At 72.0% G+C, this 15910-nt stretch carries 14 protein-coding genes; 7 read left to right on the top strand and 7 right to left on the bottom strand.

Annotation, left to right across the window (positions count from 1 at the left end):
* Nucleotides 1-9 precede the first annotated feature (9 nt).
* Nucleotides 10-1026, bottom strand: coding sequence for an NAD(P)/FAD-dependent oxidoreductase (locus tag AB0I91_RS39325; RefSeq protein ID WP_499641420.1), 1017 nt, complete (start codon nt 1024-1026; stop codon nt 10-12).
* A gap of 113 nt (nt 1027-1139) precedes the next feature.
* Nucleotides 1140-1703: a superoxide dismutase gene (locus tag AB0I91_RS39320; RefSeq protein WP_498778898.1), complete on the bottom strand. Its 564-nt coding sequence runs from the start codon at nt 1701-1703 to the stop codon at nt 1140-1142.
* Nucleotides 1704-1833: 130 nt separating this feature from the next.
* Here AB0I91_RS39320 and AB0I91_RS39315 point away from each other — a divergent pair, with 130 nt between their 5' ends.
* Together AB0I91_RS39315 and AB0I91_RS39310 are read left to right on the top strand one after the other, a co-directional pair.
* Complete coding sequence (locus tag AB0I91_RS39315; RefSeq protein ID WP_499641418.1) at nt 1834-3201, top strand: 3' terminal RNA ribose 2'-O-methyltransferase Hen1; 1368 nt, start codon at nt 1834-1836, stop codon at nt 3199-3201.
* Nucleotides 3201-5687 carry a polynucleotide kinase-phosphatase gene (locus AB0I91_RS39310; RefSeq protein WP_499641416.1) on the top strand — a complete coding sequence of 829 codons (2487 nt, stop codon included), beginning with the start codon at nt 3201-3203 and terminating at the stop codon, nt 5685-5687. The genes AB0I91_RS39315 and AB0I91_RS39310 overlap by 1 nt, the downstream gene beginning before the upstream one ends.
* Nucleotides 5688-5690: 3 nt before the next feature.
* On the opposite strand, the gene AB0I91_RS39305 is transcribed toward AB0I91_RS39310, so the two are convergent.
* From AB0I91_RS39305 to AB0I91_RS39290, 4 genes are read right to left on the bottom strand one after another with little or no spacing between them, the layout of a single operon-like run.
* Nucleotides 5691-6194, bottom strand: coding sequence for a DUF3995 domain-containing protein (locus tag AB0I91_RS39305; RefSeq protein ID WP_498778893.1), 504 nt, complete (start codon nt 6192-6194; stop codon nt 5691-5693).
* Nucleotides 6181-6633: a hypothetical protein gene (locus tag AB0I91_RS39300; RefSeq protein ID WP_499641414.1), complete on the bottom strand. Its 453-nt coding sequence runs from the start codon at nt 6631-6633 to the stop codon at nt 6181-6183. Before AB0I91_RS39300 ends, AB0I91_RS39305 begins: the two co-directional genes overlap by 14 nt.
* 39 nt (nt 6634-6672) lie before the next feature.
* Nucleotides 6673-7290, bottom strand: a complete 618-nt coding sequence (locus tag AB0I91_RS39295) for a hypothetical protein (protein ID WP_499609683.1) — start codon at nt 7288-7290, stop codon at nt 6673-6675.
* Nucleotides 7291-7348: 58 nt separating this feature from the next.
* The gene (locus AB0I91_RS39290) at nt 7349-9637 is read right to left on the bottom strand and encodes a hypothetical protein (protein WP_499641412.1); all 2289 of its coding nucleotides are present in this window, start codon (nt 9635-9637) and stop codon (nt 7349-7351) included.
* Between the two features lie 394 nt (nt 9638-10031).
* Here AB0I91_RS39290 and AB0I91_RS39285 point away from each other — a divergent pair, with 394 nt between their 5' ends.
* The 5 genes from AB0I91_RS39285 to AB0I91_RS39265 are packed head-to-tail and all read left to right on the top strand — an operon-like array spanning nt 10032 to nt 15067.
* Nucleotides 10032-11162, top strand: coding sequence for an ABC transporter substrate-binding protein (locus AB0I91_RS39285; protein ID WP_498778886.1), 1131 nt, complete (start codon nt 10032-10034; stop codon nt 11160-11162).
* A gap of 3 nt (nt 11163-11165) precedes the next feature.
* Nucleotides 11166-12077, top strand: a complete 912-nt coding sequence (locus AB0I91_RS39280; protein WP_499641410.1) for an ABC transporter permease — start codon at nt 11166-11168, stop codon at nt 12075-12077.
* Nucleotides 12065-12850 (top strand): ABC transporter permease, encoded by a 786-nt coding sequence (locus AB0I91_RS39275; RefSeq protein WP_499641408.1) that lies wholly within the window; start codon nt 12065-12067, stop codon nt 12848-12850. The genes AB0I91_RS39280 and AB0I91_RS39275 overlap by 13 nt, the downstream gene beginning before the upstream one ends.
* A 2-nt stretch (nt 12851-12852) precedes the next feature.
* Entirely contained in the window at nt 12853-13896 is a 1044-nt protein-coding gene (locus AB0I91_RS39270; protein ID WP_499609698.1) for an ABC transporter ATP-binding protein, read from the top strand.
* Nucleotides 13897-13903: 7 nt separating this feature from the next.
* On the top strand, nt 13904-15067 hold the full coding sequence (locus AB0I91_RS39265; RefSeq protein WP_499641406.1) for a low temperature requirement protein A: 1164 nt from the start codon (nt 13904-13906) through the stop codon (nt 15065-15067).
* Here AB0I91_RS39265 and AB0I91_RS39260 read toward each other — a convergent pair.
* Nucleotides 15039-15653 carry a hypothetical protein gene (locus AB0I91_RS39260; protein WP_499641404.1) on the bottom strand — a complete coding sequence of 205 codons (615 nt, stop codon included), beginning with the start codon at nt 15651-15653 and terminating at the stop codon, nt 15039-15041. The genes AB0I91_RS39265 and AB0I91_RS39260 overlap by 29 nt on opposite strands.
* Nucleotides 15654-15910: the final 257 nt, after the last annotated feature.

Raw genomic sequence — 15910 nt, 5'->3', positions numbered from 1 at the left:
TTTCCGGCCTCACACGCCGTGGCGGCGGTCGCCGGCGACGAGTTCGGCGACCCGGGCCTCGGCCTCGCCGGAGAACGGGTTCCGGTAGGCGTCCACGGCCAGGCGGGTCTCCTCCGCGATCAGGTCGGCGTTGATCTGGGCGCCGGCGGTGGCGCCCGCCGCGGCCGAGGCGCCGACCTGCGCGGACAGGTCCGTGACGTTGCCCGCGACCCACACCCCGGGCACGTCGGTGCGGCCCATCGCGTCGGCGGGGACGTGCTCGCCCATCCCGGACGGGTGCTCGACGGTCCACAGTCCCAGTGCCGCCAGGAAACCCGCGCGTGCCACCATCCGCGACGCGACGACGATCACCTCACGGCCGACCGCGCGACCGTCGGCCAGCCGCACGCCGGCGATGCGGTCACCCGCGATCTCCAGCGCCGCCACCTTGCCCGCCACGACGTCGACACCGCGTGCGGCCAACTGCTCGGCCTGCTCGGCGGTCGGCGGCTGCGTGTGGGAGAAGAGCGTGACGTCGGCGCTCAGCTGCCGGAACATCAACGCCTGGTGCACCGCCATCGGCCCGGTCGCCAGCACGCCGATCGCCTGGTCGCGGACCTCCCAGCCGTGGCAGTACGCGCAGTGCACCACGTCGCGGCCCCAGCGCTCGCGCAGCCCGGCCACGTCCGGCAGCTCGTCCACCAGGCCCGTGGTCACCAGCAGCCGGCGGGCCCGGACCGCGCGGCCGTCGGCCAACGCCACCAGGAAACGGTCGCCCTCACGCGTCACCGCCTCGACCTCGCCGGTCACCACGTGACCGCCGTAGCCCCGCACCTCGGCCCGACCGCGTTCGACCAGCTCGGCCGGCGGCACCCCGTCCCTGGCCAGCAACCCGTGCACGCCGTCGGCCGGCGCGTTGCGCGGCGACCCGGCGTCGATCACGACCACCGACCGCCGCGACCGCGCCAGCATCAGGGCGCCGTTCAGCCCGGCGGCCCCGCCGCCCACCACCACCACGTCATAGCTGTCACTCAGCTGAAAGGTCATCGCGACCACCTCCACGACCACCATGCGTGCGAGGTGAGCGGATCGGCAAACCTTGTTGCCGATCCGGCAACAAGGGCCGACCCCCGGCTCCCACCGGGCCGGCCCCCGTCAGCTCAGAACTTCACCGTGGCGCAGCCGAGGCGGGCGCCGGCGGTGCCCGCCTTGCCCGGTTCGGTGGCGGTGCGCTGCGCGTGGATCACGACCGAGCCCGCCCGGCGGTCGGCGAACTGCCACGGCACGACCGCGCCGACCACCGCGCGGCCGCGGTCGTCGGTGGTGAAGTCGAGCCAGATCTCGTTCTCCGGGTTGGCGTAGGCGGGGTCCACCGACGGCTGGTTCGGGTCCACCACGTGCTGGTGGTGGGCGCCGGCGTCGGTGGGCGCCGCGCCGCACGGCCGCTGGTGCGCGTGCGCGCCGTAGGTCCGGTTCGGGACCAGGCCGTAGACGCTGAGCAGGGTCTTCGTGGAGCGCCGCAGCGGGGTGGCCACGACCATCACGGCCGCGCCGGGCGCGATCAGCGCCGGGTCGTAGGTGTAGGCCTTGGTCGCGGTGTCCGGGGTGGCGAATCGGGCCACCGTCACCGCGACTCCGGAGCCTCGGGGGCTGTCCGCGGCCGCGGTCGGCGTCACCGTCGCCGCGAGCAGTCCGCCGATGATCAGGGGAACCAGACGTTTCACGCTTCTGCCTTTCGGGACAGGGCGGCGGCCTCCACCGAAGCTAGCACCGATGGCCCGACGTCGCTTTCACAGTGAAGGTCCCTCGTAATTCGGGGGCGGGGAGCGGTTCGCCTCGTCCACACTGGACGACGTGCTGCTCACCTTGACCACGACCCACCGACCGGCCACCGACCTCAGCCACCTGCTGCACAAACATCCCGACCGGGCGCAGTCGTTCACCACTTCCTCGGGCACCGCGCACGTGTTCTACCCGCGCGCGGACGAGGAGGAGTGCACGGTCGCGCTCCTGCTGGAGGTCGACCCCGTCGCGCTGGTGCGCGGTCCCGGCAGCACGCTCACCCAGTACGTCAACGACCGGCCGTACGTGGCCGGCTCGCTGCTGACCGTCGCGCTCGGCTCGGTGTTCCGCACCGCGATGAACGGCCGCAGCCAGAGCCGCGCGGAGGTGGCCGCCACCCCGATCCCGCTCACCGTGCGCGTGCCCGTCCTGCCGCACCGCCTGGTCGAACGGCTCTTCACGCCGTTGGGCTGGACGGCGCACATCGCACCCCTCCCGCTCGGCGACGGCGACGACGACTCGCGGTACGCCGACGTCACCCTCACCGGCACGCTCACGCTCTCCGAAGCCCTCAAGCACCTCTACGTCCTGCTGCCCGTGCTCGACGGCGACAAGCACTACTGGGTCGCCGAGGACGAGGTGGACAAGCTGCTCCGTGCGGGGGAGGGGTGGCTCGGCGCGCACCCGGACCGCGAGCTGATCACCACCCGGTACCTGATGCGCCGCCGTCCGCTGGTGCGGTCCGCGCTGTCGCGCCTGGCCGACGTGGAGGAGGTCGAGCCGGAGGAGCTGGACAACGCGCTCGTCGAGCCGAAGGTGTCGTTGGCGGTGCAGCGCCGCGAGGCGATCCTCGACCAGCTCAAGCAGGTCGGCGCGCGTTCCGTCCTCGACCTCGGCTGCGGCGGCGGCGCGTTGCTGCGCGCCCTGCTGGAGAACCCGGACTTCACCCGCATCCAGGGCGTGGACGTGTCCGCGAACGCCCTCGCCACGGCCGCGCGCAAGCTGAACCTGGAGAAGATGTCGGACCGCCAACGGGCCCGGCTCACGTTGCGCCAGTCGTCGCTGACCTACGCCGACCCGGACTTGAAGGGCTACGACGCCGCCGTGCTGATGGAAGTGGTGGAACACCTCGACCCGGACCGCCTGCCCGCGCTGGAGCACTCGGTGTTCGTCGTCGCACGGCCGCGCACGGTCCTGGTCACCACGCCGAACGTCGAGTACAACGCGTTGTTCGAGACCCTGCCGGAAGGCAGGCACCGGCACTCCGACCACCGCTTCGAGTGGACCAGGGCCGAGTTCGAGGACTGGGCGGACGGCGTCGCGCGCCGCCGCGGCTACACCGTCGCCCACCTGCCGATCGGACCGGTGGACGCCGAGCGCGGCGCGCCGACCCAGCTGGCCGCCTTCACCCTCGTCGAGCACAGCACCGAGGAGGACTGATGGAGCTCAAGATCCCGGACCTCTGCCTCGTGGTGCTGATCGGCGCTTCCGGCTCGGGCAAGTCCACGTTCGCGCGCAGGCACTTCCGGCCGACGCAGGTCCTGTCCAGCGACTACTTCCGCGGCCTGGTCGCGGACGACGAGAACGACCAGTCCGCGTCCGCCGCCGCGTTCGAGACGCTGCACTTCGTGGCGGGCAAGCGCCTGGACGGCGGCCGCACGACCGTCGTGGACGCGACGAACGTGCAGCGGTCCGACCGGGCGCGGCTGGTCGAGCTGGCCCGCGAGCACAACGTGCTGCCGGTCGCGATCGTGCTCGACACCCCGGAGGAGGTCTGCCTGGCCCGCAACGCCTCCCGCCCGGACCGCGACTTCGGCCCGCACGTGGTGCGCCGGCACCGCGCCGCGCTGCGCAAGTCGTTGAAGCACCTCGGCAAGGAGGGCTTCAAGCGGGTGCACGTGCTGCGCGCCCAGTCCGAAGTGGACGAAGCGGTGATCGTGCCGGAACGGCTGCTGAACGACCTGCGGCACGAGACCGGGCCGTTCGACGTGATCGGCGACGTGCACGGCTGCCGCGCGGAGCTGGAGGACCTGCTGGTCAAGCTCGGCTACGCGCTGGTGCGCGACGAGGAGGGACGTCCGGTGGACGCCGTCCCACCGGCGGGACGGCGTGCGGCGTTCGTCGGCGACCTGGTCGACCGGGGCCCGGACACGCCCGGTGTGCTGCGCCTGGTGATGGGCATGGTCGAGGCCGGGCACGCGTTCGCCGTGTGCGGCAACCACGAGCAGAAGCTGGTGCGTGCCCTGCGCGGGCGCAACGTGCAGGTCAAGCACGGCCTCGCGGAGTCGCTGGCGCAGCTCGCGGCCGAGCCGGAGGAGTTCCGGGAGCGCGCCGTGCGGTTCTGCGACGGCCTGATCGCGCACTACGTGCTCGACGGCGGCGACCTGGTGATCGCGCACGCCGGCCTGCCGGAGAAGTTCCACGGTCGCGCGTCGGCGCGGGTGCGCGGCTTCGCGCTCTACGGCGACACGACCGGTGAGACCGACGAGTACGGCCTGCCGGTGCGCTACCCGTGGGCGACGGAGTACCGGGGCAGGGCGACCGTGCTCTACGGGCACACGCCGACGCCGGAGGTCGAGTGGGTCAACAACACCATGTGCCTGGACACGGGCGTGGTGTTCGGCGGCAGGTTGACCGCGTTGCGCTACCCCGAGCGCGAGGTCGTGGCGGTCGACGCGCACGAGGTCTGGTACGAGCCGGTGCGACCGCTCGTCGCGCCGGAGGAGGAACGGGAGCCGGACGTGCTCGCCCTGTCCGACGTCACCGGCCGCCGGTTCGTCGAGACGGCCCACCGCGGCCGGATCGGGGTGCGCCCGGAGCAGGCCGCGTCGGCGTTGGAGGTGATGAGCCGCTTCGCGATCGACCCGCACTCGCTGCTGTACCTGCCGCCGACGATGGCGCCGACGGCCACCTCGCAGCGGCCGGACGTGCTGGAGCACCCGGAGGACGCCTTCGCGGAGTACCGGAGCGCGGGCGTGCGCGAGGTGATCTGCGAGGAGAAGCACATGGGGTCGCGCGCGGTGGTCCTGGTGCGCAAGGACGGCGGCGTGATCCACACGCGGACCGGCCGCGCGTTCTTCGACCCGCCGTTGGGCGACGAGCTGCTGGCGCGCGTGCGCGAGGAGGTGACGAGGGCCGGGCTGTGGGACGAGTTCGACACCGACTGGCTGCTGCTCGACGCCGAGCTGCTGCCGTGGAACGCCAAGGCGGCCGGGCTGATCAAGGAGCAGTACGCCTCGGTCGGCGCGGCGGCCACGGGCGCGCTCGGCGTGGCGGTGGACGTGCTCGCGCGGACCGCCGCGCGGGGCGTCGACGTCGGCGGACTGCTGGCGCGCACGGAGAGCAGGCTGGCGAACGCCACCGGCTACCGCGACGCCTACCTGCGGTACGTGCGGCCGACCGACGGCCTGGCCGGCGTCACGATCGCGCCGTTCCAGCTGCTCGCCGCGCGCGGCCGGACGTTCCACGACCGCGACCACCGGTGGCACCTGGACGTGCTCGGCCGGCTGGCGGGCGAGGTGTTCACCCCCACCCGGAACCTGGTGGTCGACACCGCGGACGACGCGCAGGTCGCCGCCGGGATCCGCTGGTGGGAGGACCTGACCGCGGCCGGTGGCGAGGGCATGGTGGTCAAGCCGCTGGCGAACCTCGTGCGGGGTGACCGCGGGCTGGTGCAGCCGGGCGTGAAGGTGCGCGGGCGCGAGTACCTGCGGATCATCTACGGCCCGGACTACACCGAGCCGGAGAACCTGGAACGCCTGCGCAAGCGCGGCCTCGGCGCGAAGAGGTCGCTGGCGATCCGCGAGTACGCGCTCGGCCTGGAGGCGTTGGAGCGCGTCGTCCGCGGCGAGCCGCTGTGGCGCGTGCACGAGTGCGTGTTCGCCGTGCTCGCGCTGGAGTCCGAGCCGGTCGACCCCCGGCTCTGAGCGTCACGGGGTGCTGGGCAGCCGACCGAGCCGCCGGGCGGCGGTTGCCCAGCACAGACCCCAGAGCAGGAAGAAGGGCGACCACAGCAGCAGGTCCCAGCGGGCCAGCACGAGGGCCGGTTCGGCGTGCTCGGCCGGTGGCGGGGTGACGCCGGTCAGCACGAGCGCGTCACCGACGAAGCCGAAGCCGACGAAGCCGATCGACCGGGCGATCATGAAGATGCCCAACGCCCAGGCGATCACCCGCAGCAGGCGCGGCAGGACCGTGCCCCGGACGGTGGCCAGCGCGACCACGACGCCGACCGCCGCCGCCCCGGCCAGCACCCAGTGGCTCGTCACGAAGAAGGGATCGCGGGCCAGCAGGCGTTCGCGCAGGTGCGGCGGCAGCGGGTCCTTGTCCGCCAACGCGTTGGCCCCCAACGCCTGCGCGAGCTTCATCGAGCCGTAGGCGGCCGCGCACAGCGCCGCGCCGTACCCGGCAAGCCTCGCCCGGTCAGGCCGCGACACGCTTCGCCGCCGTCACGTAGGACCGCACCATCTCCACGCACAACCCGCCGACCACGAGCCCCAGCACGCCGTGGTACCAACGCCAGCCCACACCGAGGCCGAGGAACCCGTCCAGCACCATGATCCCCGCGCCGCCGACGACGGCCAGCGCCATGCCCGCCAGCACCACCAGCATCACCGTCCTCGGCACCTTGCGCAGCGCCCACGGCGTGACGGTGGCGAGCGCGATGGCCGCGCCCACCACGCCCGACGCGGTCGCGAACCACTGGGCCACGGCCGGGTCGAGGAAGTAGGCCTCGGTCTCGGCGGCCGACACCGGGGGGCCGCCCGGGAACCCGAGCCGGGACTGCGCGGCGAACACGGCCTTGCCGGCCGCGTAGCCGAGGAACAGGACCGCCAAGGCGTACGCCGGCCAGCGGCGGCGATCGACATCAACCATGGCCCGACGATAAGGCCGGGTCGGGCCCGCGCATTCCCATCATGAGGAATGCGCGGCTTCCCGCGAGTGCGTTCTCAGCCGCACGGCGCGGACGATCGGGTAGCCGACCGCGACCAGCAGCGAGAGCGCCGGGAGGGGCACGCCGAGCAGGCTCTGGCCGAGGGCGTAGTCGGCCGCGGGCACGGCGAGGCACAGCGCGAACCCCCACGGCGGCGCGGTCTTCGGCTTCCGGGGCGCCGCCCACGGCGTCCGCTTGAACGGCTTGGCCACCGACAGCCACACCTGCACCGCCAGGGCCGACGCCATGAGCAGCGAGCCGACGCGGAGGAGCGGTTCCGAGCCGTCCGGGTGCAGGTTCGGGCTGAGCACGTAGATCCCCGCGTACAGCTGGCTGAGCGTGATGGCGAACTTGAGGAGCACCCACCAGTGCCGGAAGTAGCCCCACGCCGTGAGGCCGGACAGCATCAGCCCGCTGAACGCCGACGTGGTGGCCATGAACTGCAGCACCTGAACGTCGAGCAGCAGCGCCACCTCGAACGCCGGCCGCCGGTCGGGCACGGCCAACGCGTGGTTCACCACCACGAACAACGCCAGCGCCATCATCATCCAGCCCGTGGACGACACGACGTGCGCCCAGACCAGCAACTTCCGACCCATGATCAACCCCTACTAGTAGCCGCACTACATATAGTACGGCTACTAGTAGGGTGGTGGCTCAGACCCGGCAGGGGCTGCCGCCGGGCTCGCCCGGCAACGCCTCCACGTTGGCCTTCGCCTCACCGAGCACCACGTCGGTCAGCAGGGTGTCCAGTGCGAACGCCCGCTGCACCACGCTGGTCGACGTGGTCGTGGTGCTGTTGAGCTGCAACGAGCCGATGACCAGCGGGATCGTCAGCGGCGCGCTGCCCACGGCGACCTGGACCCCGTTGATCCGCAGGCTCGCGATCTGCGACGAGCCGGCGAACACCGGGTTGAGGTTCGCGTCGCACGTCACCGAAGCGGTCGCCTGGATGACGCCCACCTCGATGGTCACCAGCAGGCTGCTGATCCGCGTGTAGTCGACCCGCGCGTTGGACACCGCGCCGTCACCGGGAGCCGGTGGCAGGGCGAGCAGGTCGTCCGGTGTCTGCTCGGTGCTCGCGGTCAACGCGTTCGCCCGCACGGTGAGGATGCCGGCGGACAGGTTGACGCCGGCCACGTTCTCGTAGTCGTCCACGCACGGCACGTCCGGCGGGTTGGCCCGCGCCACGATGATCCCGGCCAGGTTCAGCGCGGTCGCCTGGCAGGAGAACACGCCGGTCCGCTCGGAGGTCTTGATCCGCAGGTCCGACAGCACCGGCGTGTCGCCGGACGGGCTCGCGGTCAACGTCGCCCGCACCTCGATGTACCGGCCCACCTCGGCGAACTCCACCCCGTTGGTCACGGGGGTGAACGTCTCGCCGGCCAGTCCGGCCTCGGTGTCGGACGTGCGCGCCTCGACCGTGATCGAGGTGCCAGCCGGCACGCTGCCCTGCGCCTCGGTGTTCCAGGTGACCGTGCCCCAGGTCTGCCCCGCGACGCCGCCGTCCTGCACCACCGACCACGTGCCCACCGGCGCGGTGATCTCGCCGAGCACCGACCCGGTCATGTCGCTGTAGTTGTACGGACCGGCGCCCGCGCCGAGGTCGACGGTCAGGTCGACCGCGCCGATGGTGAACCCGCCGCCACCCGCCGGACCGGCGTCCGGGTCGATGCGCTGGGCGTTGTTCGAGTTGATGTTGGTGACCCACACCTTGCCGTTGGTGTCGACCGCGACACCGGTGGGCCCGTTGCCGCCGGGCAGGACCACGTTGCCGACGAACGTGCCGTCGGTGCGCAGGTGCCCGACCGTGTTGGTGCCGTTGTCGAGCGCGTGGGCGACCCAGACGTTGCCGTCCAGGTCGACCGCGACGCCCTGCGCGCGCGGGTGGCCGTGCGGGAAGGTGCCGAGCACGTTGCCCGCGGGGTCCATCTTGACGGTGTTGCCGGAGTTGACCTGGGTGTGCCAGATCTCGCCGGTCACCGGGTCCATGCCCAGGCCGTAGTCGCCGTGCGAGGTGTCCAGGCAGGCCCCCGTGCCGGTGCCCGGCTCGTACCGCAGCAGGTTGGCGCCGTACCGGGCGGACCACAGCGTGCCCGCCTTGTCGACCAGGCCGCCGTAGCCGCCGCAGCCGAAGCTGACCGGCGCGGTCAGCGGCGAGCCGTCCAGCCCGGAGATCTTCTGGTGCTGGGTGTTCGAGCCGCCGGTCCACAGGTTGTTGTCGGCGTCGACGGCCACCGTGCGGGTGTTCGTGCCCGCGACCCGGCTGTAGGTGATCAGGCACTCGTCGGCGGCCGTGGTGACGCCGCCGTTGGCGTCCGCGCCGCCGGCGTTGGTCCACGGCCGGATGTCGCCGAGGCCGCGCGACGTGGCGTACAGGCCGTCGAGGTCGCGGTCGACGCAGGTGTTGTAGCCGAACGGCCCCTTCAGGTAGTCGCCGGCGGGGTTGGCCGTGCCGTCGGCGTTCGTCCGCGTGCCGCCCCGGATGACGCCGACGCGGGTGACCGACCCGCGACCGCCGCCCGCCTCGTTGCGGTTGGACAGCCAGGTGTTGCCGAGCTTGTCGACGGTGGTGCGGGACGGGTTGCGCCCCTGGCCGTCGGGTGCGGACAGCCACTCGCCGACGATCTCGCCGGTGTTGACGTCGATGCGGACCATCGTGCCGCGCGCCGAGGCGGCGACGTTGACGTAGGGGAAGAACACGCTCTGGCGGTTGAGCTGGAGCTGGTTGTTGTTCGGGGCGTCGTGGTTGACGTCCTGGAGCACGCCCTGGTCGAAGTCCGCGTCCAACGTGTAGAGCACGTCTTCACCGGGGACGGGGGCCGCGGACGCCGACGGCGTGCCGACGAGGGGGAGGAGCAGCGCGCCGACGGCGGCCAGCACCAGGGATCTTCGTGGGGGGAGCATGGATCTGCCCTTCTTCGGGTTCGGCAGTTGTTCGGGCATTTCCGTCACGTGACAACCGGGTGTCGAGGGCCGCTCGGAACGCGTTACCGAACCCGGAAATGTGAGTAGACAATTAGGCAAAAATAGGGGTGGACCGTCACGCTCTTCCGAGCGCGAAACATCCGGATGGCCCAACCGGCCTATCCGCACGGTGACTGTCGACGTTGTCCGCTCCGCTGAACGGGCTAGTTCAGCGGCTGATCCGGGCCGATCCGGCCGGTGTCGCCGTTAACCCTTCGGACATCCCCGGACCACCCGGAATTCGCTCACCCGGTCGACCCGGTCTCAGTCAGCTCACCCCGCTTGACAAGTGCGCGCGACGTCCCGAATCCTCCGCTGGGCCACACGTTTTGGTCGTCCGCGAAAAAACCCTTGTCACCCGAGGAAGGTTCCCGTGAACCACACCCGAGTCCTGCGGTCGGTAGGCGTCGGCGTCACCGCGCTGGCGTTGGTCGCGGCCTGCGGCACGCCGCCGCCCAAGGACGGCGCCGCGAGCGACACCCCCGCGGCGACCGCGAAGTCCGCCGCCGAGTTCGGCGGGTTCGACAAGCTCGTCGAGGCCGCCAAGAAGGAGGGCAGGCTCAACGTCATCGCCCTGCCGCCGGACTGGGCCAACTACGGCGAGATGATCAAGGCGTTCGAGGCGGAGTACGGCATCGAGGTCGACTCCGCGCAGCCCGACGCGTCCAGCCAGGACGAGATCAACGCGGCCAAGCAGCTCAAGGGCGGCGACCGCGCCCCGGACGTGTTCGACCTCGGCCTGAACGTGGCGCTGGCCAACAAGGACCTGTTCGCGCCTTACCAGGTGCGCACGTGGGCGGACATCGCCGACGAGCTGAAGGAGCCGTCCGGGCTCTACTACGGCGACTACGGCGGCTTCATGTCCATCGGCTACGACGCCGCCAAGGTGCCCGCGCCGACCTCGGTCAAGGACCTGCTCAAGCCCGAGTACCAGGGCAAGGTCGCGCTCAACGGCGACCCGACGCAGGCCGGCGCCGCGTTCTCCGGCGTGGTGATGGCCGCGCTGGGCAACGGCGGCTCGGCCGACGACATCGCGCCCGGCGTCGAGTTCTTCAAGCAGCTCAAGGCCGCGGGCAACTTCCTGCCGGTCGACCCGTCGCCCGCGACCATCGAGTCCGGCCAGACGCCCGTCGTGATCGACTGGGACTACACCAACGCCGCGCAGACCGCGAAGCTCGCGGGCAAGGTGGACTGGAAGGTCGTCGTCCCGGCGGACGCGCAGGTCGGCGGCTACTACAACCAGGCGATCAACAAGGATGCGCCGCACCCGGCCGCCGCGCGCCTGTGGCAGGAGTTCCTGTACTCCGACAAGGGCCAGAACATCTTCCTCAAGGGCCTGTCGCGGCCCGTGCGGATGGACGCGCTGGCCAAGGCCGGGACGATCGACGCGGAGGCGGCGGCGAAGCTGCCGGAGACGTCCGGCGCGCAGGTGTTCCCGACCCAGGAGCAGTCGGACAAGGCCAAGCAGGTGCTCGCCTCGACGTGGGCGCAGGCGGTGGGCTGACCGGTGGTCGCACCCGTCACGACCGGGGTCGGGGGAGCCGATCGGGCCGCTCCCGGCCCCGGGCCCGGCCGGAGCTGGTTGGCGTGGCTGGTCGTGGTGCCGTTCCTGGCCTACGTCGGCACGTTCCTGGTGTACCCGACCGCGCTGGTGCTGGCCGGGGCGTTCCAGGACGCGGACGGCGGCTTCACGGTGGCCAACCTCGCCGACCTGACCCGCGGCGCGTACCTCCAGGCGTTCCTGCGCAGCGTGGAGCTGTCCGCGATCACCGCCCTGCTCGGCGCGGTGTTCGGCGCGCTGCTGTCGTGGGCCGTGGCGGTCGGCCGGCCGGACGGCCCGCTGCGCCGCGTGGTGGTGGCCGGCGCGGGGGTGCTCGCCCAGTTCGGCGGCGTGCCCCTGGCGTTCGCGTTCCTCGCCACGATCGGCTTCCAGGGCCTCGTCACGCGGTTCCTGCGCGAGTCGTTCGGCGTCGACCTGTTCGCCGGCGGCGCGTGGCTGTTCGAGCTGCCCGGCCTGACCCTGGTCTACACGTTCTTCCAGATCCCGCTGATGGTCATCGTGTTCCTGCCCGCGCTGGACGGCCTGCGCCCGCAGTGGCGGGAGGCGGTGGACAGCCTCGGCGGCTCGGCGTGGACCTACTGGCGGCACGTCGGCGGCCCGATCCTGCTGCCCGCGTTCCTCGGCGCGTTGTTGTTGCTGTTCGCCAACGCGTTCTCCGCCTACGCCACGGCGGCGGCGCTGGTGTCGCAGGGCAGCCCGATCGTGCCGCTGCAGATCCGCGGCTTCCTGGCCGGCGAGGTGCTGCTGGGCCGGGAGAACCTGGGCAAGGCGCTCGGCCTGGGCATGGTCGTGGTGGTCGGCGTGGCGATGGGCCTGTACGCCCTGGTGCAGCGGAGGTTCGCGCGATGGCAGCGGTGACCAAGCGCGGACTCGCGCGGTTCTCGATCCTGGCCGTGCTCGGCGCGTTCTTCCTGCTGCCGCTGGTCGCCATGGCGGAGTTCTCCACCCGCGGCGCGAACGGCACGCGCAGCCTCGCGTCGTGGACGGCGATCGTGGACGACCCGGACCTGGTCGAGGCGATCCTGGCGTCGGTGCAGCTCGCGGTGGCCAGTTCGCTGGTCGTGCTGGTGCTGCTGGTGCCGACGATGGCGTGGATCAGGCTGCGGCTGCCCGCGCTGCGGCGGCTGGTGGAGTTCCTGTGCCTGCTGCCCGTGGCGATCCCGGCGATCGTGCTGGTGGTGGGCATGGCGCCGCTGTACGCGTGGGTGAACTACTTCCTCGGCGACTCGCCGTTGACGCTGACGTTCGCCTACGCGGTGCTGGTGCTGCCGTTCGCCTACCGGGCGATCGACGCGGGCCTGTCCGCGATCGACCTGAAGACGCTGGCGGAAGCGGCGCGCGGCCTCGGCGCGTCCTGGGGCACGGTGCTGCTGCGGGTCGTGGTGCCCAACATCCGCACCGCGCTGCTCGGCGCGTCGCTGCTGTCGGTGGCGTTGGTGCTCGGCGAGTTCACCATCGCGTCGCTGCTGAACTTCGACACCTTGCAGGTGCGGGTCAACCTGCTCGGCAAGCGCGACGCGGGCGTGTCGATCGCGGTGTCGCTGCTGAGCCTGCTGTTCGCGTTCGCGCTGCTGTTCCTGCTCTCGTTCGTCGGCGGGCGGCGGCGGGGCGCCGCCGTCGAGGAAGGCTGATCATGGGGTACCTGCGACTGGACGGGCTGCGCAAGTCGTTCGGCGGCCAGAGCGCGCTCGACGGGCTCGACCTGGAACTCGCCGAGGGCGAGCTGGTGAGCCTGCTCGGGCCGAGCGGCTGCGGCAAGACGACCGCGTTGCGCATCGTCGCCGGGTTCGAGGAGGCCGACTCGGGCGCCGTCCTGGTGGACGGCCGCGACATCACCCGCGTGCCCGCGAACAAGCGGGACATGGGCATGGTGTTCCAGGCCTACAGCCTGTTCCCGAACATGACCGTGACGCAGAACGTGGCGTTCGGCCCGCGGCTGCGCAAGGCGCCGGACCGGGCCGGGCGGGTCGCCGAGCTGCTGGAGCTGGTCGGGCTCTCCCACCTGGGCAAGCGGTACCCGCACCAGCTGTCCGGCGGGCAGCAGCAACGCGTGGCGCTGGCCCGTGCGCTGGCGATCCGGCCGAGGGTGCTGCTGCTGGACGAGCCGCTGTCCGCGCTGGACGCCAAGGTGCGGGTGAACCTGCGTGACGAGATCCGGCGCATCCAGACCGAGCTGGGCATGACCACCCTGTTCGTCACGCACGACCAGGAGGAGGCGTTGGCCGTCTCCGACCGGGTGGGCGTGATGTCGGAGGGCAGGCTGGAGCAGCTCGACACCCCGGCGGTCGTGTACCGGGAGCCCGCGTCGGCGTTCGTGGCGCGGTTCGTCGGCGTGACCAACGCCCTGCGCGGCGTCGCCGAGGCCGGTGGCGTGCGGCTGGGCGCGTACCGGCTGGCCACCGACGCGGTCGACGGGCTGACCGGCGAGGTCGAGGTGATCGTGCGGCCGGAGGACGTCGGCATCGCGCCGCACTCCGGTCCTCCGGACGGCGCGCTGACCGGCAGCGTGCTCACGCAGAGCTTCCTCGGGCCGGTGACGAGGCTGTCCGTGCGGCTCGACGGCGGCGACCAGGTCGTGCGGGTCGACCAGCCGTCCGGCCGCGCGGCCGACTTCCCGCCCGGCACGGCGGTCGCGCTCGACCTCGGGGTCGGCAGGCTGATGGTGGTCGCGGCATGATGCCGGCATGACGACGTTGTACCGGCGGATGACGGCCCGGCGGTCCGATGAGGACCACCGGGCGGCCACACCGTTGGAACTGCTGTTCGACCTGAGCTTCGTGGTGGCGGTCGCGTCCGCGGCGGCGAAGCTGCACCACGCGCTGTCGGAGAACCACATCGGCTCCGGTGTGCTCGGCTACCTGCTGGTGTTCTTCGCGATCTGGTGGGGCTGGCTGAACTTCACCTGGTTCGCGTCCGCCTACGACACCGACGACGTGCCGTACCGCCTCACCACCCTGGTGCAGGTCGCGGGCGTGCTGGTGCTGGCGGCGGGCGTGCCCCGGGCGTTCGACCACTCGGACTACACCGTGATCACGCTCGGGTACGTGCTGATGCGGTTGGCGATGGTGGCGCAGTGGCTGCGCGCGTCGCGCGCCGACGCCGAGCGGAAGCGGTGCGCCCGGCGGTACGCCATCGGCATCACGGTGGTGCAGGTCGGTTGGGTGGCGCGGCTGTTCCTGCCCGACGGCGTGTTCCTGGTCGGTTTCCTGGCGATGGTGGTGGCGGAACTCGCGGTGCCGGTCTGGGCGGAGCGCGCCGGCCGGACGACGTGGCACCCGCACCACGTCGTGGAGCGGTACGGGCTGTTCACGCTGATCGTGCTGGGCGAGTCGATCCTGGCCGCGACCGGCGCGATCGGCGCGGCCCTGGACGCCGGGCACGCGAGCTTCGCGCTGATCTCGCTGGCCGCGGCCGGCCTGGTGATCGTGTTCTCGCTGTGGTGGCTCTACTTCGACTACCCCGCGCACCACCTGCTCGACACCCTGCCGCGGGCGATCACGTGGGGTTACGGCCACTACCTGGTGTTCGCCTCCGTGGCGGCGGTCGGCGCGGGACTCGAGGTCTCGGTCGACCACGACCTTCACCTCGCGCACCTGTCGACGGTGGCGGCGGGGCTGACCACCACCGTGCCGGTGGCGGTGTTCCTGGTCGCCGTGTGGGCGCTCCAGGTCCGCCCCGCGCAACGCGGACCGGCGCTCTGGGGGTTCCCGGCCGCCGCCGTGCTCGTGCTCGCGGTGACGTTCACGCCCGCGCCGGTCCACGCGGTGGCGGTCGTGCTCGTCGTGCTCGTCGCGTTGGTCGTCTCCGGCCGGCGCGGCGCTAGGGACGACGCAATTTCGTCAACCTGAGCCGTTCGTCGTCGGAAAGCGCCGAATCGGTCAAAACGCGCACGCCGCGGGCGCCGATCGGCTGGCCGTTCACGGAAGTCACCCAATTGGTCGGCACGTCGGTGAACAAGGTGACTTCCGGCGTGTCGGTGAAATGGCCGTAACCCAACACCGTCGATCGGCTCACGCTCGGACCGTTGAGCACCACGTAATCCTGGTCGGCCAGGGTGGAGTCGGACGCCCACGGCACCTCGTCGCCGAGCGTCCAGCCGCCGACGCCGCCGTAGCGCAGCAGGAACGTGCGGGCGTGGTGGATGGTGACCACGTAGTGGTGCTCGCGGTCCGGGTCGACGGGCACGGGCGTGCGCGTGAAGTTCAGGCCGTAGGACACGCCGGCCGCCCGCACGGTGCGGGAGAACGCCGCCAGGTCGCCGCCGCCGGTGCTGATCGCCCGCGACAGCGCCGACCACGCGCCGGTGGCCGTCTGGTTCGGCAGGCGGGCGCCCGGCCACGGGTCGCGAATGGTCATGCCGCCCCAGATGAGGCGCACGGCAGGGGCCGGCCAGACATTGTCGCGCTCACCCCGGTAGAGGGTCATGTCCGGCATCGGAATACTCCTCGCGAGGAATTCGTGAAGAGGAATCGGTTTCGATCCTACGCGGAGTAGGAGCGAACGCGGACGAATTCACCGGCAAGGAGTATCGGACCGCGAGAATGCGGTGTTGGAAGGAGCGTTAAAAGGGGGTATATGCAGTGTGCGCACCGCCGTGACCACGCGCCCCTCACCGCCGGGGTCGGTGAGCGGGTCCGGTTCTGGGTGGTCAACGCCGGGCCCGGTGACCTGCTCAGCTTCCACGTCGTCGG

It is taken from the genome of Actinosynnema sp. NPDC049800 (assembly GCF_040656635.1).
GTDB lineage: Bacteria > Actinomycetota > Actinomycetes > Mycobacteriales > Pseudonocardiaceae > Actinosynnema.
The sequence above is the reverse complement of the archived record's forward strand: the minus strand, read 5'-3'. Positions and strand labels throughout refer to the sequence as shown.

Coding starts and splice junctions, on each gene's coding strand:
- AB0I91_RS39270 (WP_499609698.1), top strand. CDS start 12,853: ATGGGGTACCTGCGACTGGACGGGCTGCGCAAGTCGTTCGGCGGCCAG.
- AB0I91_RS39290 (WP_499641412.1), bottom strand. CDS start 9,637: ATGCCCGAACAACTGCCGAACCCGAAGAAGGGCAGATCCATGCTCCCC.
- AB0I91_RS39265 (WP_499641406.1), top strand. CDS start 13,904: ATGACGACGTTGTACCGGCGGATGACGGCCCGGCGGTCCGATGAGGAC.
- AB0I91_RS39295 (WP_499609683.1), bottom strand. CDS start 7,290: ATGGGTCGGAAGTTGCTGGTCTGGGCGCACGTCGTGTCGTCCACGGGC.
- AB0I91_RS39310 (WP_499641416.1), top strand. CDS start 3,201: ATGGAGCTCAAGATCCCGGACCTCTGCCTCGTGGTGCTGATCGGCGCT.
- AB0I91_RS39300 (WP_499641414.1), bottom strand. CDS start 6,633: ATGGTTGATGTCGATCGCCGCCGCTGGCCGGCGTACGCCTTGGCGGTC.
- AB0I91_RS39260 (WP_499641404.1), bottom strand. CDS start 15,653: ATGCCGGACATGACCCTCTACCGGGGTGAGCGCGACAATGTCTGGCCG.
- AB0I91_RS39275 (WP_499641408.1), top strand. CDS start 12,065: ATGGCAGCGGTGACCAAGCGCGGACTCGCGCGGTTCTCGATCCTGGCC.
- AB0I91_RS39325 (WP_499641420.1), bottom strand. CDS start 1,026: ATGACCTTTCAGCTGAGTGACAGCTATGACGTGGTGGTGGTGGGCGGC.